The following is a 17366-nucleotide window of genomic DNA, read 5'->3' on the forward strand; positions in this document are numbered from 1 at the left end:
CTATGCTTTTTGGTCTAAAATTTCAAGATAATGTTTATTGGTCATAATGCCCAAGATGTTTCCAAAAGGATCAACAACAGCTGCCGTTACAAAATTGCCGCTTCCACCACTATGGTCTGTAATGGGTTGGTAGGCAGTTGCTCCTAAAGCTATTAAATGATCTAGCATTGCTTTAAGGTCATCAACATGCCAATACGCAATGGCACCAGCAGGACCATTTGTGGCACCCTTTGGAGCGTAGTTGCTGTCAATCAATCCTAGTTCATGTTGGTAATCGCCAATGCGGAATTCGGCATAGCCCGGCACATTGAAATAAGGTTCCATGCCCAATAGTTCGGCATACCATTTTTTTGCTGCGGCATGGTCTGCAGCATAAAAGCTGATCGTGGCTAAACCTCTTAATACATTTCTTTTTGACATCTTATTTTTATTTAGTGAATATTGGTTTGATATACCCAAAAATAATTGTGCCTACTGACAACCCTATGGCAGTGTAAAATTTTTTGATTCATTTTTTTCAAATGGATCAGTACCTGTCAATAAAAAAGCCCTCGATCTCTCGAAGGCTTTTTATATGTTTATACTATTTTGCTTACCCTTTGTAAGCCTGTGCAAACTTCACAGCAAAATCTTCCAATTTCGTTTTGCCCTCAGGTACAATTTGCTGTAGTTCAAAATCTTCCCAAAGGATGGTGCTTCTAACAGCAGTACCCATTTCTACATAGTTTTTGGCCATCTCTTCAGAAAGTCCGGCCTGTACCATGCCTTCAAACGATTGGGCATCTTCAAATGCTACCCATGCAAGCGCAGGTTGCCCAATTGCTTTTCCAATCTCTTCAGCAACCTCTTTTAAGGTACGTTTGTCGCTAGCAATATAAAAAGTTTCTTGTTCACTAAAACCCGCATCTATTTTTTCTGCGGCAATGGTCGCGATATCTTGTGGGTCTACCAATACAATCTGTTGGTCTGCACCATAATTGGCCCCAATAATACCCATATGTTTGATCATATCTATATTGGCATACAGGTTATTATAGAAATAAGCAGGGCGAAGAAAGAGGATATCGATGTCTGTAAGCTTTCTGAACAGCTTTTCAACAGCAGCTAATCCTGCAATAGGTCCTGTACCTTCGTCCAGATGCGCCCCAATGCTACTTAACAATACAACTTGCTTCACATTTGCGTTTTGGATAGCATTTATATAATGTTGTCCGATATTTTTGATATGCGCCCTGAGGTCGTTGGTAGAAAAATCGTTGGGTACCATCAAGTATACCAGGTCAGCACCATTGAAAGTTGCGGTCAGAAAATCTTCATCACTTACCGAGCCTATGGCTGGTACAGCACCAAGATTGATAATGTCATTTGCTTTCTCGTTATTGCTACTTATTACAGTTACTTGATGTCCTTTTGCGATCAGGTTCATGGCAAGAGGTCTACTGATATTGCCCAAAGAACCGGTTAAAATTATTTTCATAATGATTGTGTTTTTTTCTAAAGCAAAGTTATATTTGTACTTACTTTTATACAAGTACTTACCCCAAAGTATGTATCATGACCGCTATCAAAGAAAGCTCAACTTTAAACGTTAATAAAAAAGCAAATAAGGCCACCTGTCCCATAAGTTATGTGATGAGCAAGCTTGGTGGTCATTGGAAACCCATTATTCTTTTTCATTTGATGAGTGGGCCAAAACGCTACAGCGAGTTAAAGCGATTAATTCCGGCAATTACAGAAAAGATGCTGATCCAGCACCTTAAACAGATGCAAGAAGATGTTTTGGTGATCAGAAAGTCAGAAAATGTAGTGCCACCTTTTGTAACCTACAGTTTAAGTGCTGATGGCGAACAGTTGCGGCCTATGCTGGATGAAATGGTAAAGTGGGCTACTGCACGTGATTTCAAAATGGAACAGGTATAAAATCTTTACCTAAACTGTTTTGGCTTTAGTTTTTGGGCAGCAAGTTCTGCTATTTCATTAATCCTTTTCTGTTTAGTTGCTGGTTGTTTGGCCAATACCAACCATTGTAAAATGGCTTTTTTGGCAGACTTACTTAAACCTAAAAAGAAATCTTCAGCGCCATTGTGTGTTCGAAGTGCAATGGCCAAATCATCAGGTATCGTCAATTCTTCCGCCTCATCTAAGAGCGTCCACGAGCCATTTTGTTTAGCGGTTTCAATGCTTTTATAACCTGCAGGCATCATCAATCCTTGTTCGATCAATTGTTCAACTTTTCCTTTGTTGATCTTAGACCAAGTACTAGTGGGTTTTCTTTTGCAGAAGAATTGTGTAAAGGTATGCTCATCAAGTGTTTTTTTGGTGCTGTCTATCCAACCAAAACATAATGCTTCGTCAACAGCTTCGCTCCAAGAAAGCGTAGCAACATTCGACTTTTTCTTATAATACACAAGCCAAACAGCCTGTTTTAAATGATGATTTTCTTTTAACCATTGCCTCCATGCCGTTCGACTTGTTGGGCAAAAGATATCTGGATCTGTTTTTGGCATCAGTGCTTTAAGGTTTCATTGCAACTAAAATAACAATTATTTATGCACCAAAGCTAGGGTATACAAAGACAACCCTATGTCAGGGTAAAAAGAAAATTAATCAAAAGCACTTTTGCTATTCAGCTGCAAAAGTGCTTTGATTTTTCATGAAATTTATTGTTTGGTTGCCCTATATGTGTAGGTTACATCACCCGAAGCGGTAGTTTGGGTAACTATATTTATTGCTTTCTCCGAGTGTTGATATATGAGTGTCCCCTCGGGAGCAGAAATAGCTTCGGCATCATCAGAACCAGGTATGGCTTTGATAGGGATGATTTTTGTGGTTACGTTAGCATAGGCCTCACCAGATTTAGGTGCAATTTTTACTTTGTTGCCATTTTCTTTTGTAATCACAATAATAGCGTTAAAATATTCTTGAGTGCTGCCAGCTATCGACAACGTTCCTTTGTAAGTTCCTACCACTCTGGCAGCTGCTGCTTCATCCGAATTTCCAGACGAACCACCTTCTTTCTTTTTACAAGAGAATAACACCATTAAGGCCAATACGGATAATACTAAGGTCGATTTTTTTTGAATTGATTTCATAAGTCTATTTTTTGATGCATTAAATCATGCGGTTGAAAATTGACCAAAATTATCACATAGCGATGGCTAAATATGTGCAGAAATGCTCAATTCTAATATTCGAGCAAAAGATCCAAAATATTGGCAAGTACAGGGTTATGGTCATCTGCCCGCCAGTTGATGAACAGATCTGTTTGAAAAGGTAAAGGAATAAACCGAAGACCAGGGCTTTGGTGATGCACATAAGAATCGGGTAAGATGGCTATGCCCAAGCCTTTTCTCACCAAGGCGATGATGGTAGAACCAAATTCTGAATGAAGAAAGACATCAGGTACAAAATCGTAAGACTTGAAAAGTCCATGGATGATGTCACTATAACTACTGCCTTCATCTTTGGTAGGTAAGATAAATTTTTGTTGTTTTAGGCTTTCTGTAGATAAGTCTCCAAATTCCTTAAATGGATGATCCTGCGGAACTACTAGCGCCAAATGATCTGAATACAACTTTCTCGATTTGATACCAGGCTCGCTGTTGATGTCCCTTGTAATCGCCAAATCAATCTTATAGGTCTTTAGAAACTCCAACTGATTTTCATATAAAACCTGCACAAGCTTGATCTGAAGCTGCGGAAATACCTGACTGATCTTTGCCAAAACATCGGGCATGATCGAAGCCGATATAGAATCTGGATGTGCAATGGTAATGGTACCACGTTCGCCCAAATGGATCTGCTTTGCAAACTGATGGATATATTCAAGCTCGCTCAGCTCTACTTCCCATTTTTCTTTTAAGAACTTGCCAGCAGGTGTAAGCTTCACATTTCTCTTGTTTCGTTCAAATAACTGTAGACCAAGTTCATTTTCAAGTGATTGGATCTGACGGCTAAGTGCAGATTGCGTGATGTTTATCTTTTCCGCCGTTTTCCAATAATGCAGTTGCTCAGATAGGGCCAAAAAATATTTGATTCGTTGAAGATCCATTAATGCAATATACGCATTAATAAATGAAAAATTAGCATTTTATTGCATTTAAAGACTGTTTACATTTGTGTTATGGAAATCACTATCAATAGGGCAACACGACAAGACATTCGCACACTGCAGGAGATTGGAACGACAACATTCTTAGAAACCTTTGCAGAGGTAAATAGCGAGCAAGATATGAAAGCCTACCTCGAGGAAAGTTTTTCTATAGCTAAACTGACAGCAGAACTTGAAAATAAAGATTCACAGCTTTATTTTGCCCTATATGAAGGAAGAGTGATTGGCTACCTGAAAATAAACCTTGGACAAGCGCAGACCGAAAAGCAAGGTCTTGATGCACTAGAAATTGAGCGCATCTATGTCTTAAAAGAATTTCATCGCCAAAAGGTGGGCCAACTACTTTATCAAAAGGCCATCGATATTGCCTATGAAATAAAGGCTACTTATGTTTGGTTAGGTGTATGGGAAAAGAACCATAGGGCTTTGGCTTTTTATGAGAAAAATGGTTTTGTCACTTTTGATCAGCACATCTTTAGGTTGGGAAGCGACGAACAGACGGACCTGATGATGAAAAAAGTGTTGTCTGGTGTGGGTGAGTCAGCAATAGCCTAATGGAGAAAAAGAACATCTATCTCGCTTTACTGATACTGGGCACTGCTTTTTGGGGCATTTCCTTTTCAGTAACCAAACTTGCCATCGGAACAAACCAATCTGCCTTGTTTTTGTGTTATCGCTTTGCTTTGGCAACCATAGTCTTGTCTATTGTTTTCTGGAAACATGTAAAAAACCTCAACCTCACCTCAATCAAGACAGGTGCCATCTTGGGTATTCCATTGGTGCTTGGCATCTATTTACAGACACTGGGTATTACCCATACATCAGCATCGCAATGTTCATTTGTAGCTGGAATAACCGTAGTGATCATTCCGCTTCTTAAACTGGTTTTCTACAAAAAGACGGCCTCGCTAAAGATATGGCTAGCTGCTTTTACGGCACTCATTGGCCTGTTCGTCATCTCTATCAATGACAAATTTAACATTGGTATCGGCGACCTTTATACCATTGCTGGTGCATTTTGCTTTGCGGTGTATCTGATCCAGATTGAAAAAGAATCAAAGGCTGGCGATATCATCCCAACAATCGTTCCGATGTTTGCCACCTGTTCAATACTCGTCTTTTTGTTGGCACTCGGACAGGGAAACATCAGCTGGGTTCCAGCGCAAAATACTTTCTGGATTGGGGTTGTCTTCTGTGCATTATTCTCAACAGCTTACATGTATACCATATCCAATATTTCGCAAAAATACATTAGCGCCGAGCGGGTATCTATCATCTATCTTTTTGAACCGATTTTTGGAGCAATCGCTGCACATTTCATTTTGGGAGAAAACATTTCATCACGACTCTTGATTGGTGGCGGACTGGTCTTTGCAGCTACACTTGTATCAGAGCTTAATTTGAATTGGAGAATGTTGAATGCCAGGCCAATATTAGGCATGTTAAGAAACAAAAGGTAGGCTTAAAAACGAATAACTCTCCTTACAAATTTCTAATGCTAGGAATGGTTATTATTTTACCGATATGAATTTTATAGCTTCCTGAATTTTTTTGTCTGAAAGTAGATGATCGAAATTATCCTGCTTTAACACAACAATATCCGGAATGATTTTTTCATAATAATTGCCATTCCTGTCGCTGTCGTAGGAGGTAGTTAAAGCCATGGTCATTCCAAAAGGTAAAGGCCAAAATATATTTCCAGTTGTAGCCCCATAAGTGCTTTCTCCGATGAATAGCGTAGAAGGTCTACCTTTAAATGCCAGTGCGGTTACCTCTCCCGAACTGGCGGTAAACCTATTGGTAATGACGGCTACTTTTGCTTGGTCAAGCAAGGCTCCGCTAGGGTTGATATAGAGTACTATTTTAGAATTGTCAATGTATTTCCCTTTTTTCAATTTAAATCTGTTCTCTGTTTTTTTATTGACATTAAGTGAGCCCCAAATCTCATTATCGCCAAGAAAGTCATATAACGACAAAAGCATTGGAGTTGAGTTTCCACCCGTATTAAAGCGCAAATCAATTATCCACCCCTCAATTTCATGCTTAGTTTTAAGATCAGCTATTTGGTCGTATAAAGGCTGGGCTATTTTATGGATATTTTCTGGGCTTGTATCAAAAAATAGCATACCTGGCATTAAGATGTAACCATACTTTTCGTTAAGCACCTTGGCCTCAAAACTTGGTTTGGTGCCATATTTCTTTTTCCATTGTTCACTATAATCATCTTTTGATATGATTTTTGCAGTTGCAGCATACTTATTTTGTTGATCATATACACCACAATGTGTTGCACCTATTTTATCAAATAAAATCTTGATCTCGCCCAAGGAATTTTTAAAGCTATTGTACACTGTCAAATTCTGTTTGGTTTCAGGTTCAACTGTTTTCCAATCTACATTTTTCTTATATAAATACCCGGTTTTTAAGGCAGAAAAAAGCCCATCATAAAATACTTTTATACTATCCTGAGCTGTCATTTTTTCTTGTGCGTGAAGATGCAGAGCTAAACTCAAAATGAAAAATATGCCCAATGTTTTTTTCATATATGCTTTTTAAAATTTGATTTCATCCAAGTAACAATTAGATGTTTAGTGATAGATGGATTTCTAAGGATGATAGTTGCAAGTGAAAATGAAATTTCAATCAATTTGATGAAGGTATTTGAGCAGTAGCTAAGATTAAGAAATGTTATTTGATTAAAAACAAAAACCTCACTACGATTTCATAATGAGGTTGAGTATCTGCGGTCAAATTCGATTTGAACCAATTGGCAAATGATTTGAGATTTAGCTTTGTTCGATTTCTTTTAAGCTGTCCATTTTCTTGTAGGCTAAAAACCCTTTAATGTCCTCAAAGTGTTCTCTAACACGTTTATTACCAAATTCGAATACTTTTGTTGCCAATCCATCTAAGAAATCCCTATCGTGGGATACCAGGATCAAAGTGCCATCAAAATCCTTAAGGGCATCCTTGATAATGTCTTTGGTCTTCATGTCCAAATGGTTGGTTGGCTCATCCAGTATCAACAGGTTTACAGGCTCTAACAACAGCTTGATCATGGCCAAACGGGTTTTTTCTCCACCAGAAAGTACCTTAACCTTTTTTGTCGTGTCATCACCACTAAACATAAAGGCACCTAAAAGATCTTTGATTTTTATCGTTCCATCACTTAATGGAATCTGGTCAATGGTTTCGAATACCGTTAAGTTTTCGTCTAGCAAGGCAGCCTGGTTTTGGGCAAAGTATCCGATTTTGGCATTGTGACCGACTTTTAAGTTTCCTTGAAAATCAATTTCGCTCATAATGGCCTTGATCATGGTCGACTTCCCTTCACCATTTTTACCTACAAAAGCTACTTTTTCTCCTCTTTCAATTACCATAGATGCTTTTTCGAACACCACATGATCGCCATAAGTTTTGGTTAGCTCTTCTACAATTACTGGATATTGACCAGAGCGTGGTGATGGTGGAAATTTCAAGCGTAATGCCGAAGTATCTACTTCATCAATCTCAATCACCTCGAGTTTTTCGAGCATTTTTACACGCGATTGCACCTGTAAGGTTTTAGAATAAGTTCCTCTAAAACGGTCTATAAATTCTTGGTTGTCTGCAATAAAACGTTGTTGTTCTTCATAAGCTTTCAATTGGTGTACACGACGGTCGGCACGCAATTGCAGGTAATGGGTGTATTTGGCTTTGTAATCGTATATCCTTCCCATGGTCACCTCAATGGTACGATTGGTAATGTTATCAACAAAAGCACGATCATGCGAGATTACCATCACCGCTTTGGCCGAGTTGATCAAAAAATCTTCCAACCATTGTATACTTTCGATATCCATGTGGTTGGTAGGCTCATCCAATAAGATCAGATCAGGCTTTTTTAACAGGATTTTAGCCAACTCGATACGCATGCGCCATCCACCAGAAAACTCTGAAGTTTGACGCGTAAAATCCTTGCGCTCGAAACCTAAACCTTTCAATACCTTTTCTACCTCTGCATCATAATTGATCTCTTCGATCGAATAAAATTTCTCGCTCAGTTCCGATACGCGTTCGATCAGCTTCATGTAGTCATCACTTTCGTAATCGGTACGAATAGTCAATTGCTCATTCAGCTCATCCAATTCTTTTTGCATCTGGTTCACCTCTGCAAAAGCTTTCATCGTTTCTTCAAAAACAGTCACTTTGTCTTGGGTAAGCAAATGCTGTGGCAAATAAGCGATTACAGCATCCTTAGGTCCGGTTACGTTACCAGAAGTAGGTTTGGCTACATCGGCAATGATTTTTAAGATAGTCGATTTGCCAGCGCCATTTTTACCCATCAGGGCAATCTTATCGTTCTCGTTTATGGAAAAGGTAACGTCGCTAAATAGGGTAGTTCCGCCAAAAGAAACGGAAATGTTGTTTACATTGATCACAGTATGGGGGGTATTGAATTATCGGCAAAGATAAGGGAAAGACCTCGGATTTTGGAGAGAGAAATAAAAGAGTTGACAAGTTATCTTCCGTCATTTCTATGAAAAGACCTTATACACAGAGTATTGGATAAATTATCAATAAGATAGTTAATAGAGGTGCAACTTAAGGAATTAAGGAGCGTCTAATGAGTAACTTAAATTGGTTAAAATGAAGAAATTTTTAAACACATTGTTCCTTTTTGTACTTAGCTTTTGCGCATTTGGCCAAACACAGGAAATTAACAACTTGGTCGAAACCTATGCCGCACAACATCAATTTAATGGAACGGTGTTGATTCAAAAGAATTCAAAAATAATTTATTACAAAAGCTTTGGCGTAGCCGAGCGTGCATTCAACTCGCCAATTACAAACAACACCAAATATCAGGTCTGTTCGATCACAAAAACATTTACGGCCGTTCTAATTCTTCAGTTGGTTGAACAAGGAAAAATTGATTTGAATAAAAAAATAATTGATTATTTACCCGATTACAAGGGAGAAGCAGGCCCCAAGGTAGCTATCCATCAATTGTTGAACCATACATCCGGAATGAAAAATACGGATACAGCCAAAGATGAAAATTTCTTGAAATATGGACTAGGGTTTTATAATAGACCTTATCAATTAAAGGAAATCGTAAATAGTTTTTGCTCAAATAACCTAGTGAATGAACCTGGAACAAAATTCGATTACAACAACGGAGAATACATGATTTTAGGTCGAATTTTAGAAGTGATTTATCAAAAGACATTTGCGCAGGTCTTGGATCAGCAGATTCTCCTTCCATTAGGGATGCACGATTCTGGATTGATTTCTCATTATAAATTGATCAAAAACCTGGCAACCCCTTATTATAAGGATAAAAGTCTTGACCACTTAATTCCAAATATCCCAATTTACGTAGAAGACTTCTCGGCCGCAGGCGCAATGTATTCTTGTACAGCCGACCTGATCAAATTCAATAACGCCCTATTTGCTTTTAAACTGATCAGAAAGGAAACTTTGGATCAGCTTTTAACACCCGGACTAGATCAGTATGGTTATAGTGTTTGGGTCCGTGATACTCAAAAATACAAGCGTATGGAAAGATATGGTAGGATAGCAGGCGCTAATGCTGTTTGGTTTCACTACTTAAATAGTGATTTGAGTATTATCATCCTATCCAATACCAATCTGACCGATTTGGGAGATTATGCATTAAAAATTGGGAAAGCAATTCTTTAAACTAGTTTAAAGATCACTTTTTCCTCATGATAAAAACAATACCAGATGTTCCGCCTGAGCCTGAGTAATTATTGGTATAATCAAGTGTTTGAACGAGTTCAAATTGGTTTTCGACCATGTAGTTCAATACAGCTGCATACGATTTTTTATTCGTTAGCTTCTCAGAATATTCCTTGCCTGCTTTGAGTTGTTCTGGCGTGTCGCCAAAATCAACTTCAACTCTTAGTTTTTTAGAGAATAATTTACCCTCAATCAAAATATAAGCATATGGGTTTGCTTTATCTTGAACTTGGCCTTCTGGATTGGCTTTTTTTATTTCTTGCGAAAAACCTGTGAAGGAGAGGATTGTCAAAAATGCTAGAGATAATATAAGTTTCATGCTAGTAAAAAATTAAGTTGATAGGATATGACTTCTTGTGCGCAATTTAAGGGTTTTACTGAGAACCATAATATTTCTTGTGTAAATTAGTTGCCAAAACCAGATTAACGATTAGCAGATGAGAAAACATGCTAATGCTAGGTCAAACCTTTATCTAGTTGAAAGCAATAATGATTAGCTTAGTTCTTAAATTAAGACATCATGAGCAAAGTACAGTTTTTCCAGCAGGTTCGTAGGTACTATCCAATTACAGCAGCAGCAGAGCAGGTCTGGGCCGACTTGCTCAAACAGAAAACATACCGTAAAGGAGAGCTGATGGTAACAGAAGGAGAAGTGCCACGAAAATTTGCTTTTATCTGTAGCGGATTAGCTTATCAATCCTATTTACCGCTTGAAGGTGAGATGGTCATCAAATACTTTTTTCCTGAAAACCGTTTTGCGGCATCAGTCACTGCAACAATGACAGAAACACCAAGTAAATTTACCATTGCTGCCGTTGAGGATACCATTGTGTTGGAGTATGATTTTAATGCATTTAGAAAACTTGTCGATACATATCATGACCTTGCTTTATTTTATATCAATTACCTAGAAAAACATTGGATAACTGAAAAAGAACCATTAGAAATTGCTTTTCGTACTGATACAGCCTTAACCCGTTATCAACAGTTCTTACTGTCGCACAAACAAATCCTGCCCCGTCTTAAAAAATACCATATCGCTTCTTACCTTGGAATTACTCCCACTCAGTTGAGTCGTATCATTAACGGCAAATAATTTTCTTTTTCTCAACATTTGTAATTTTTTTCTCGATTAGAACCAGCGAAGTTTGCTTTGTTGAAGCAGAAATGTCCGCTTCTGGGAACATTAATTAAAAACGAAAAACACATGAGTACAAAAAAGGTAGATGATTTCCTAGCAAAATTGGATCATCCTTTAAAAAAAGAAATGGGAGTGTTGCGTGATATCATCATGAAAGTACATCCAGAAATTACAGAAGATGTTAAATGGGGTGGTCCCAGTTTCTATTACAAAGGTGATATCGCAACCTTTAGTCCACGTGTTAAAGATGCAGTGGCACTAGTTTTCCATCAAGCAGAGGGGCTGAATAACAATGAGGTGCTTGAATCGGCATCGAAAGGTAAAGCCTATGCCAAATTTAAGAACATGGCAGAAGTAGAGGCAAGAAGTAAAGGTCTTCAGGAGGTTATTGAGCAATGGATTAAACTGATGGACAAATGATAAGGCATAAAAAAGCATCGAGCCCTTAAATAAAACACAATCGGTTTTGGTTAAACCATAAAAATCTTTGATAACCTAAATATTTTGCCAAACCTGTGTTAGTGGTTCTGACCTTTGTTGTTCATGTCTTTTTCCAATGTAAAAATAGCACAATCAGGATTTTCTTTGTCTATTTCTGGTGATTGAAGAAAGTTAAATTTCTTCAATAGTTTGGTCGAATGCTGATTTTCGTTGTGCGTAAACGCTACTATTTTTTGAAACTGCAATGTTTCAAAAGCATACGCAATAACTTCCGCTACTGCTTCTTTCATTATGCCTTGGTTTTGGAATTTTGTCATAAGCTCATATCCAATTTCGCAGCTATTTTTTTCGGCTGAAAAGTCAAAAAGACAAATTGTCCCAACAAATGTTTTTGTTTTCGTCAGCGTAATTGCCCAATAAATGGAATTGTTTTTTTGGATGTTATCATTAATCTTGTTGATAAAGTTTATGGCATCTTCAATTGTTTGGCTAGGTGCTCTGCCAAGATATTTGTTTATTTCTGCATCAGAACGCAAAGCAAAAATATCTTGCTGGTCATCAATTGATAATGGTCTAAGCGTGAGCCTTTCAGTTGTCAAAATTGGGAAAGGTGTGAAATTTATATTTACCATTTTGTCTTGTTTACTTTGTCTAAGCTGTGGCTATCATGGCCTGACTGTTAACTCAAATATAGATGAAAGTTTGAAATAAACTTTATGGCCCTATTGAGTAAAAAGGAAATTAAACAAACTGAAAATTAGCAGTAGCCAGAGAGATGAATGGTGGCATATAATTACTGATATTTAGTGATTCAAAGATGTCTTTAAAAGAGTAAAGCCTTAACATATAAATGTTAAGGCTTTTAATTTTACTCTTCGTACCCAGCGCCGGAGTCGAACCGGCACGGTTTCCCACAGGTGTTTGAGACCAGCGCGTCTACCAATTCCGCCAGCTGGGCATTTGCTTATTCAGCGGGATGCAAATCTATCAAATGCATGGCTAAATAGCAAGGATTATTTTCATATTCTATGAATTCTGTTTTTTGGAGAAGCCTTAATTTAAGTTAAACTTCTGATTGTTAGTTTTTACCACATTAGAAGCGAAGATAATAGACACAATTAAAATTCCAATTACAATGGCCAAAGCAAACTGAATTGTAGAATATAGATTGCTTCCCGATACCAAATACTTTGAATCTTTGATCAATTCTTCGCCAACTTTAGTCTGTAATTGGGTAAGTTCAGCCAGTTTAGTATTGATTCCATTGAAAGAATCCATGGCTGTAGTTTCAAACAACAATTTGTTGCTGGCATTAACCTGTGTAGTTTCGGCAGCGATGATCCGATCTTCAATGGCTTTGTTTTCTCGCAGTTTGGCCTTAAGCTCTGCCAGATAAGTTTTTTCCTGTTGCGTTAAAAAAGTCTTTTCATATTTCTGCAATAGCGAATTGATGTTTGCGTCATGTTTGATCAATCGTTGCAATAACTCCTGCTGACTTTCCTTTTTAGGTTGGTGCTCGATTACAGCCTCGAGGATATAACGTTTGGCATACAGGTTCTCTGCCAAATAGAAGAGGTCGGTAGCAGGAATTAACCTATCGTTATACATAGAAATAAAAGCGTTGTTCATGTTTTTGATGCTTTTATCCTCTAAAAATCTAATCAAGATGGTACAGGCCATTACCCCAAAAAGTAAGGCGGCAATCTTTGTTTTTTGCTTTACGGTATGTGCAAATTTCATAGTCAATGTTTTAGCTAAAACGAGCGAACCTACAAAATAACCAAATAATATCAAGTAAAGAAATAATCTGGAGAAGAAAACAATGCTAAGGTTACCAAGGCCTTATAATTCTAAAATCTACCCCCAAATTGTTGTTAAATCTGCATTCCCTTAGCCTTCACTTCTCAATATCTTTAATGGAGGTTGGTTCAACACATTTCTTGTACTTAACACACCAGTTAACACCACTAAGCCAACCACAATGGCAAAAAGCACAAAGATGGGAACCAATGGAGGTGTAAACGTAGCCTCAAAGCTAAACTTGGCCAAAAGCCAACTGCTGCCCAATGCTAAGATTAAACCAGCACCTGCGGCAAAAACGCCTAAAAAGAAATATTCAATGGCATTGATCACCAATACCTGTTTTCTACTGGCCCCTAAAGTGCGCAATAAGATGCTCTCTTTGATTCTTTGGTTTTTGCTGGTCAATACCGCAGAGAGCAGTACAATCCAACCCGTAGCCATGCTAAAGCCAGCCATAAAGCGGATCACAAAACCGATTTTATCTAAGATCTCGTCCCATAACTGTAAGACCAAACCTAGGTCTATCACCGAAACATTGGGAAAACCCCTAACCACTGCGCCTTGAAATTTGGCCGAAACTTCTTTTGAAGGCACTCTTGTCATCAACACATGAAATTGCGGAGCCGATTCCAATACCCCCGAAGGAAATACCACCCTGAAGTTGGTTTGCATCCTGCCCCAATTTACCTCTCTAAAACTGCCTACTGTAGTTTGGAGAAGCATGCCTTGCACATTAAATAAGATTTTGTCGTTCAGTTTTACCTTGATTCTTCTGGCATAGTCTTGATCTAGAGAGATTTGGATAGGTGCCATGGCCGATTCGACCTTACCAGTCCACGTACCAGCTGTTATCTTTTCTGCTGCAGTTAAGGTATCTTGGTAGGTTGCCCTGATTTCGCCCCTGTAGGCCCTTGCATTAGCCGTATCTGCTGATAACTTCTTGCCATTGATCTCTTCAATTCCGCATGGTAATTACCGGCACTTGGTTCATTAAAGGTAGTTTGTAAGATCTGGTTAAACTATCCAGCGCTTCTTTTTGTGTATTCTGGATATCAAACAAGACCATATTGGGCTGGTTTGCACCAGACGATAAGGTTACCCGCTTGATCAAGATGCCCTGCACAAAAAACAAAGTGCAGATAAAGGCAGTTGACAAGCCGATAGATACCGTCAACATCAAGGTCTGGTTATTTGGACGATATAGATTGGCAAAACCTTGGCGCCACAAGTAACTGAGCGACATCGGTAAAAACTTTCGTACCAAAAACATCAGTAGCTTAGAAAAGGCCACCAATAACAAAAAAGCAATAAATATGCTGATGGTAAAGGCAATGGTCTGCATCCAACCCCTCATTTGCAGGTAGGTAAAACCCAAAACAAATACCAGCATTAAGAAGTATACCAACCATTTTAGAGGTTACCCCTTTTAATTACAGTATGCTCAAAAGATGCCCTGATGGCATTTAGAGGAGATATCTTACGCACCGCAAGTAAAGAGGGTAGGGCAAATAGCACTGAAATGATCAGTCCCAATAAAATACCCTGTGCAATAGCCAACCACGAAACCTGCATGCTAATGGTAATGGGCAAGAAATCTTTTAACACGATGGGCAACAAAAATTGGATCAAAGTGCCCAATATCGCGCCCAATATTGCACCAATTAAACCGATAAAAGAGATTTGGATCAGGTAGATCAAAAAGGCATGTCTAGCCTTTAGGCCAAGACAACGTAGGGTAGCAATGGCACTAAGTTTCTCTTGGATATATACATGGATTGCACTACCTACGCCAATACAGCCCAACAACAGCGCAATAAAGCCTGATAAGGCCAAAAACCTGCTCATGTCGCTAAAAGAACGGCCAGTCTGTTCTTTTTTTGAAGCTACCGTTTCTATGTCTAAACCCTCCTTTTCTAACTTAGGGTCAAGTTTTTTAATGGTTTGGGCCAACGAATCAGCATTTTTAAATTGATAATAATAGCGATAGGTAATGCGGCTACCGATTTGGGTCAACTTTGTTTGCTCAAGGTAGCTTAAGGGAATGTATACCGTAGGTGCTACCGTTGCCGAAATACCAGTTTGTCCGGGTGCCTTGTTTAAAATACCTGCAATGGCAAAGTTCAGGTCGCCAACTTTAATAGAATCGCCTGTTTTTGCATTGAACTGCAACATCAAAGTTTGGTCTACCAGTGCATTTCTTCCTTGCTGAAAACTGCTCGCAGCTGCTGTTGGACTAGTCTCTATCGCTCCGTAATAAGGATATTTTCCTTGTAGTGCCTTGATCTGTACCAATCTACTGCCCTGACCTTTTAAAAAGTACACCATCGATGCAAATGACCTTTCCTGCGAACGGTCGTCGCCCAGTTTGGCCAATAGTTGTTGTGTTTTAGGCTCAACAGCCCTTCTGCTTTCTACGATCAGGTCGGCGCCGGTTAGTTCTTTGGCTTGGTTATCTATGTCTCGCTGTAGGTTGTCTTTAAATGAATAGACGGCCACCAAAGCGGCAATACCCAATACGATCGATGAGATAAAAAGCAATAACCGCGAACGGTTTTTTCGGCTATCTCGCCAAACCATTTTAAACAGCCAACCCATCCCGATAGGTTGGTTTTGGATAGGAGGATTAGGCATGTTGCTGGCTTTCATCGGCGATGATATTACCGCCTTTAATTTTTATAATTCTGTTTGTTCTTGCCGCCAGCTCCAGATCGTGGGTAACGATAACCAGTGTAGTACCTGCATCTTTATTCAGGTCGAACAAGAGTTTGATCACCTTTTCGCTCGTTTCCGCATCAAGGTTTCCGGTAGGTTCATCTGCAAAAAGTAAGGCAGGTTGATTAGAAAATGCCCTGGCCAAAGAAACCCTTTGTTGCTCGCCACCAGATAATTGTACAGGATAATGTGCTGCACGTTCGGCCAAACCAACTTTGTCTAACAGATCTAACGCATGTGCTTTGCTGTTTTTAGCTCCTCTTAGTTCTAAAGGTACCATTACATTCTCTAAAGCGGTAAGCGTTGGTAACAACTGGAAATTTTGGAAGATGAAACCTACATATTGATTACGAACGGCAGCCCTTTGGTCTTCGCCCAAATTGGTGAGTTCAACGCCATTTAAAGTAACGGTTCCTGTAGTTGCACGGTCTAAGCCTGCACATAGGCCCAATAAAGTTGTTTTTCCACTGCCCGATGGACCAGTGATTGCTACCGTATCGCCTTTGTTGATGGCAAAATTGATTTGGTCCAATACGGTGAGATCGTTATGGGCGCTTTGATAGATCTTACTTACGTTTTTAATTTCCAGAATACTTTCCAATGGCATGCTTATTTAAGTTTTAGCTATATTTGAAATCAAACATTAATCCCTTTACCCCTTAAAGATAATGGGTTTTGATGATTAGAGATAGAACAAATAGATATGTTACGAAAACGTTTAATAGCAGCACTTGTTTTGGTAGCCCTTTGCGGAGCCTGTACAAATACAAAAAATGACAAAGCCGAAACACAGGCCAATGGTACTACCGACGAGAAAAACGCAGTTGCCCAAAAACATATTCTCTTTTTTGGCACAAGTTTAACCGCAGGTTATGGGTTAGACCCAAGTGAAGCCTATCCAGCCTTGATCCAAAACCGTATCGATTCGTTAAAATTACCTTATAAAGTGATCAATGGTGGTTTAAGTGGCGAAACATCTGCTGGGGGCAAAGGCCGTATCGATTGGCTATTGAAACAACCTATTGATGTTTTTGTATTAGAATTAGGTGCAAACGATGGTTTAAGAGGTATTCCCGTTGCCGAGACCACCAAAAACCTACAATTTATTATTGATCAGGTTAAAAGCAAGTATCCCAATGTTAAAATAGTATTGGCAGGCATGCAGGTACCCCCAAATATGGGTAGTACCTATGCCAACGATTTTAAGGAGATGTTTCCCAAATTGGCAAAACAGAACCAAATAGAACTGATTCCTTTTTTGTTGGATAAAGTAGGAGGAGTACCCAAGCTTAACCAGGCCGATGGCATACACCCTACAGCAGCAGGCGATAAAATATTAGCCGAAAACGTTTGGGTAGTACTGAAAGGACTATTGTAGGTTTCGTTTTTTTAATCGCTTTGTCATTCTTAACA

At 38.8% G+C, this 17366-nt stretch carries 21 protein-coding genes and 1 tRNA gene; 7 read left to right on the forward strand and 15 right to left on the reverse strand.

The genetic code is table 11. The annotated features are described in order from the left end of the window. Both ACFJIZ_RS01860 and ACFJIZ_RS01865 read right to left on the reverse strand, forming a co-directional pair. Positions 1-420, reverse strand: a complete 420-nt coding sequence (locus ACFJIZ_RS01860) for a VOC family protein (protein WP_379090143.1) — start codon at positions 418-420, stop codon at positions 1-3. A gap of 172 nt (positions 421-592) precedes the next feature. Beyond that, on the reverse strand, positions 593-1477 hold the full coding sequence (locus ACFJIZ_RS01865) for an NAD(P)H-binding protein (protein ID WP_379090145.1): 885 nt from the start codon (positions 1475-1477) through the stop codon (positions 593-595). A 77-nt stretch (positions 1478-1554) separates the two neighbouring features. On the opposite strand from ACFJIZ_RS01865, the gene ACFJIZ_RS01870 reads away from it, so the two are divergent. Further along, positions 1555-1920, forward strand: coding sequence for a winged helix-turn-helix transcriptional regulator (locus tag ACFJIZ_RS01870; protein WP_379090147.1), 366 nt, complete (start codon positions 1555-1557; stop codon positions 1918-1920). 5 nt (positions 1921-1925) lie between these two features. Here ACFJIZ_RS01870 and ACFJIZ_RS01875 read toward each other — a convergent pair whose 3' ends face one another. The 3 genes from ACFJIZ_RS01875 to ACFJIZ_RS01885 all read right to left on the reverse strand — a co-directional run bounded on the left by ACFJIZ_RS01875 (position 1926) and on the right by ACFJIZ_RS01885 (position 4051). Further along, the gene (locus ACFJIZ_RS01875; RefSeq protein ID WP_379090149.1) at positions 1926-2507 is read right to left on the reverse strand and encodes a YdeI family protein; all 582 of its coding nucleotides are present in this window, start codon (positions 2505-2507) and stop codon (positions 1926-1928) included. A 153-nt stretch (positions 2508-2660) separates the two neighbouring features. Next, on the reverse strand, positions 2661-3092 hold the full coding sequence (locus ACFJIZ_RS01880; RefSeq protein WP_379090151.1) for a hypothetical protein: 432 nt from the start codon (positions 3090-3092) through the stop codon (positions 2661-2663). A gap of 92 nt (positions 3093-3184) precedes the next feature. Next, positions 3185-4051: a LysR family transcriptional regulator gene (locus ACFJIZ_RS01885; RefSeq protein ID WP_379090153.1), complete on the reverse strand. Its 867-nt coding sequence runs from the start codon at positions 4049-4051 to the stop codon at positions 3185-3187. Positions 4052-4123: 72 nt separating this feature from the next. Here ACFJIZ_RS01885 and ACFJIZ_RS01890 point away from each other — a divergent pair, with 72 nt between their 5' ends. Together ACFJIZ_RS01890 and ACFJIZ_RS01895 are read left to right on the forward strand one after the other, a co-directional pair. Next, on the forward strand, positions 4124-4666 hold the full coding sequence (locus tag ACFJIZ_RS01890; protein WP_379090155.1) for a GNAT family N-acetyltransferase: 543 nt from the start codon (positions 4124-4126) through the stop codon (positions 4664-4666). Further along, positions 4666-5571: a DMT family transporter gene (locus ACFJIZ_RS01895; protein ID WP_379090157.1), complete on the forward strand. Its 906-nt coding sequence runs from the start codon at positions 4666-4668 to the stop codon at positions 5569-5571. Before ACFJIZ_RS01890 ends, ACFJIZ_RS01895 begins: the two co-directional genes overlap by 1 nt. Before the next feature lie 51 nt (positions 5572-5622). On the opposite strand, the gene ACFJIZ_RS01900 is transcribed toward ACFJIZ_RS01895, so the two are convergent. Next, positions 5623-6654, reverse strand: a complete 1032-nt coding sequence (locus ACFJIZ_RS01900) for a S41 family peptidase (protein ID WP_379090159.1) — start codon at positions 6652-6654, stop codon at positions 5623-5625. Positions 6655-6897: 243 nt separating this feature from the next. Continuing rightward, positions 6898-8532 (reverse strand): ribosomal protection-like ABC-F family protein, encoded by a 1635-nt coding sequence (gene abc-f, locus ACFJIZ_RS01905; RefSeq protein WP_379090161.1) that lies wholly within the window; start codon positions 8530-8532, stop codon positions 6898-6900. A gap of 208 nt (positions 8533-8740) precedes the next feature. Here abc-f and ACFJIZ_RS01910 point away from each other — a divergent pair, with 208 nt between their 5' ends. Continuing rightward, positions 8741-9796 (forward strand): serine hydrolase domain-containing protein, encoded by a 1056-nt coding sequence (locus tag ACFJIZ_RS01910; RefSeq protein ID WP_379090163.1) that lies wholly within the window; start codon positions 8741-8743, stop codon positions 9794-9796. Between the two features lie 13 nt (positions 9797-9809). On the opposite strand, the gene ACFJIZ_RS01915 is transcribed toward ACFJIZ_RS01910, so the two are convergent. Then, complete coding sequence (locus tag ACFJIZ_RS01915) at positions 9810-10175, reverse strand: hypothetical protein (RefSeq protein WP_379090165.1); 366 nt, start codon at positions 10173-10175, stop codon at positions 9810-9812. 201 nt (positions 10176-10376) lie between these two features. Here ACFJIZ_RS01915 and ACFJIZ_RS01920 point away from each other — a divergent pair, with 201 nt between their 5' ends. Beyond that, on the forward strand, positions 10377-10952 hold the full coding sequence (locus ACFJIZ_RS01920; protein WP_379090167.1) for a Crp/Fnr family transcriptional regulator: 576 nt from the start codon (positions 10377-10379) through the stop codon (positions 10950-10952). 111 nt (positions 10953-11063) lie between these two features. After that, entirely contained in the window at positions 11064-11417 is a 354-nt protein-coding gene (locus ACFJIZ_RS01925; protein WP_379090169.1) for a DUF1801 domain-containing protein, read from the forward strand. Positions 11418-11515: 98 nt separating this feature from the next. Here ACFJIZ_RS01925 and ACFJIZ_RS01930 read toward each other — a convergent pair whose 3' ends face one another. The 7 genes from ACFJIZ_RS01930 to ACFJIZ_RS01960 all read right to left on the reverse strand — a co-directional run bounded on the left by ACFJIZ_RS01930 (position 11516) and on the right by ACFJIZ_RS01960 (position 16560). Next, complete coding sequence (locus ACFJIZ_RS01930; RefSeq protein WP_379090171.1) at positions 11516-12070, reverse strand: GNAT family N-acetyltransferase; 555 nt, start codon at positions 12068-12070, stop codon at positions 11516-11518. A gap of 246 nt (positions 12071-12316) precedes the next feature. Then, positions 12317-12396: transfer RNA gene (locus tag ACFJIZ_RS01935), tRNA-Leu, on the reverse strand. Positions 12397-12491: 95 nt separating this feature from the next. Then, complete coding sequence (locus ACFJIZ_RS01940) at positions 12492-13178, reverse strand: MCP four helix bundle domain-containing protein (RefSeq protein WP_379090173.1); 687 nt, start codon at positions 13176-13178, stop codon at positions 12492-12494. Between the two features lie 150 nt (positions 13179-13328). Beyond that, complete coding sequence (locus ACFJIZ_RS01945) at positions 13329-14054, reverse strand: ABC transporter permease (protein ID WP_379090175.1); 726 nt, start codon at positions 14052-14054, stop codon at positions 13329-13331. 142 nt (positions 14055-14196) lie between these two features. Further along, on the reverse strand, positions 14197-14646 hold the full coding sequence (locus tag ACFJIZ_RS01950; protein WP_379090177.1) for a hypothetical protein: 450 nt from the start codon (positions 14644-14646) through the stop codon (positions 14197-14199). A gap of 5 nt (positions 14647-14651) precedes the next feature. Then, positions 14652-15887 carry an ABC transporter permease gene (locus ACFJIZ_RS01955; RefSeq protein WP_379090179.1) on the reverse strand — a complete coding sequence of 412 codons (1236 nt, stop codon included), beginning with the start codon at positions 15885-15887 and terminating at the stop codon, positions 14652-14654. After that, positions 15865-16560, reverse strand: coding sequence for an ABC transporter ATP-binding protein (locus ACFJIZ_RS01960; RefSeq protein WP_379090181.1), 696 nt, complete (start codon positions 16558-16560; stop codon positions 15865-15867). Before ACFJIZ_RS01960 ends, ACFJIZ_RS01955 begins: the two co-directional genes overlap by 23 nt. 96 nt (positions 16561-16656) lie before the next feature. On the opposite strand from ACFJIZ_RS01960, the gene ACFJIZ_RS01965 reads away from it, so the two are divergent. Further along, positions 16657-17331: an arylesterase gene (locus ACFJIZ_RS01965; RefSeq protein ID WP_379090183.1), complete on the forward strand. Its 675-nt coding sequence runs from the start codon at positions 16657-16659 to the stop codon at positions 17329-17331. The last annotated feature ends 35 nt before the right edge of the window (positions 17332-17366 follow it).

The organism is Pedobacter sp. UC225_65, from assembly GCF_042698365.1.
Taxonomy (GTDB): Bacteria; Bacteroidota; Bacteroidia; order Sphingobacteriales; family Sphingobacteriaceae; genus Pedobacter.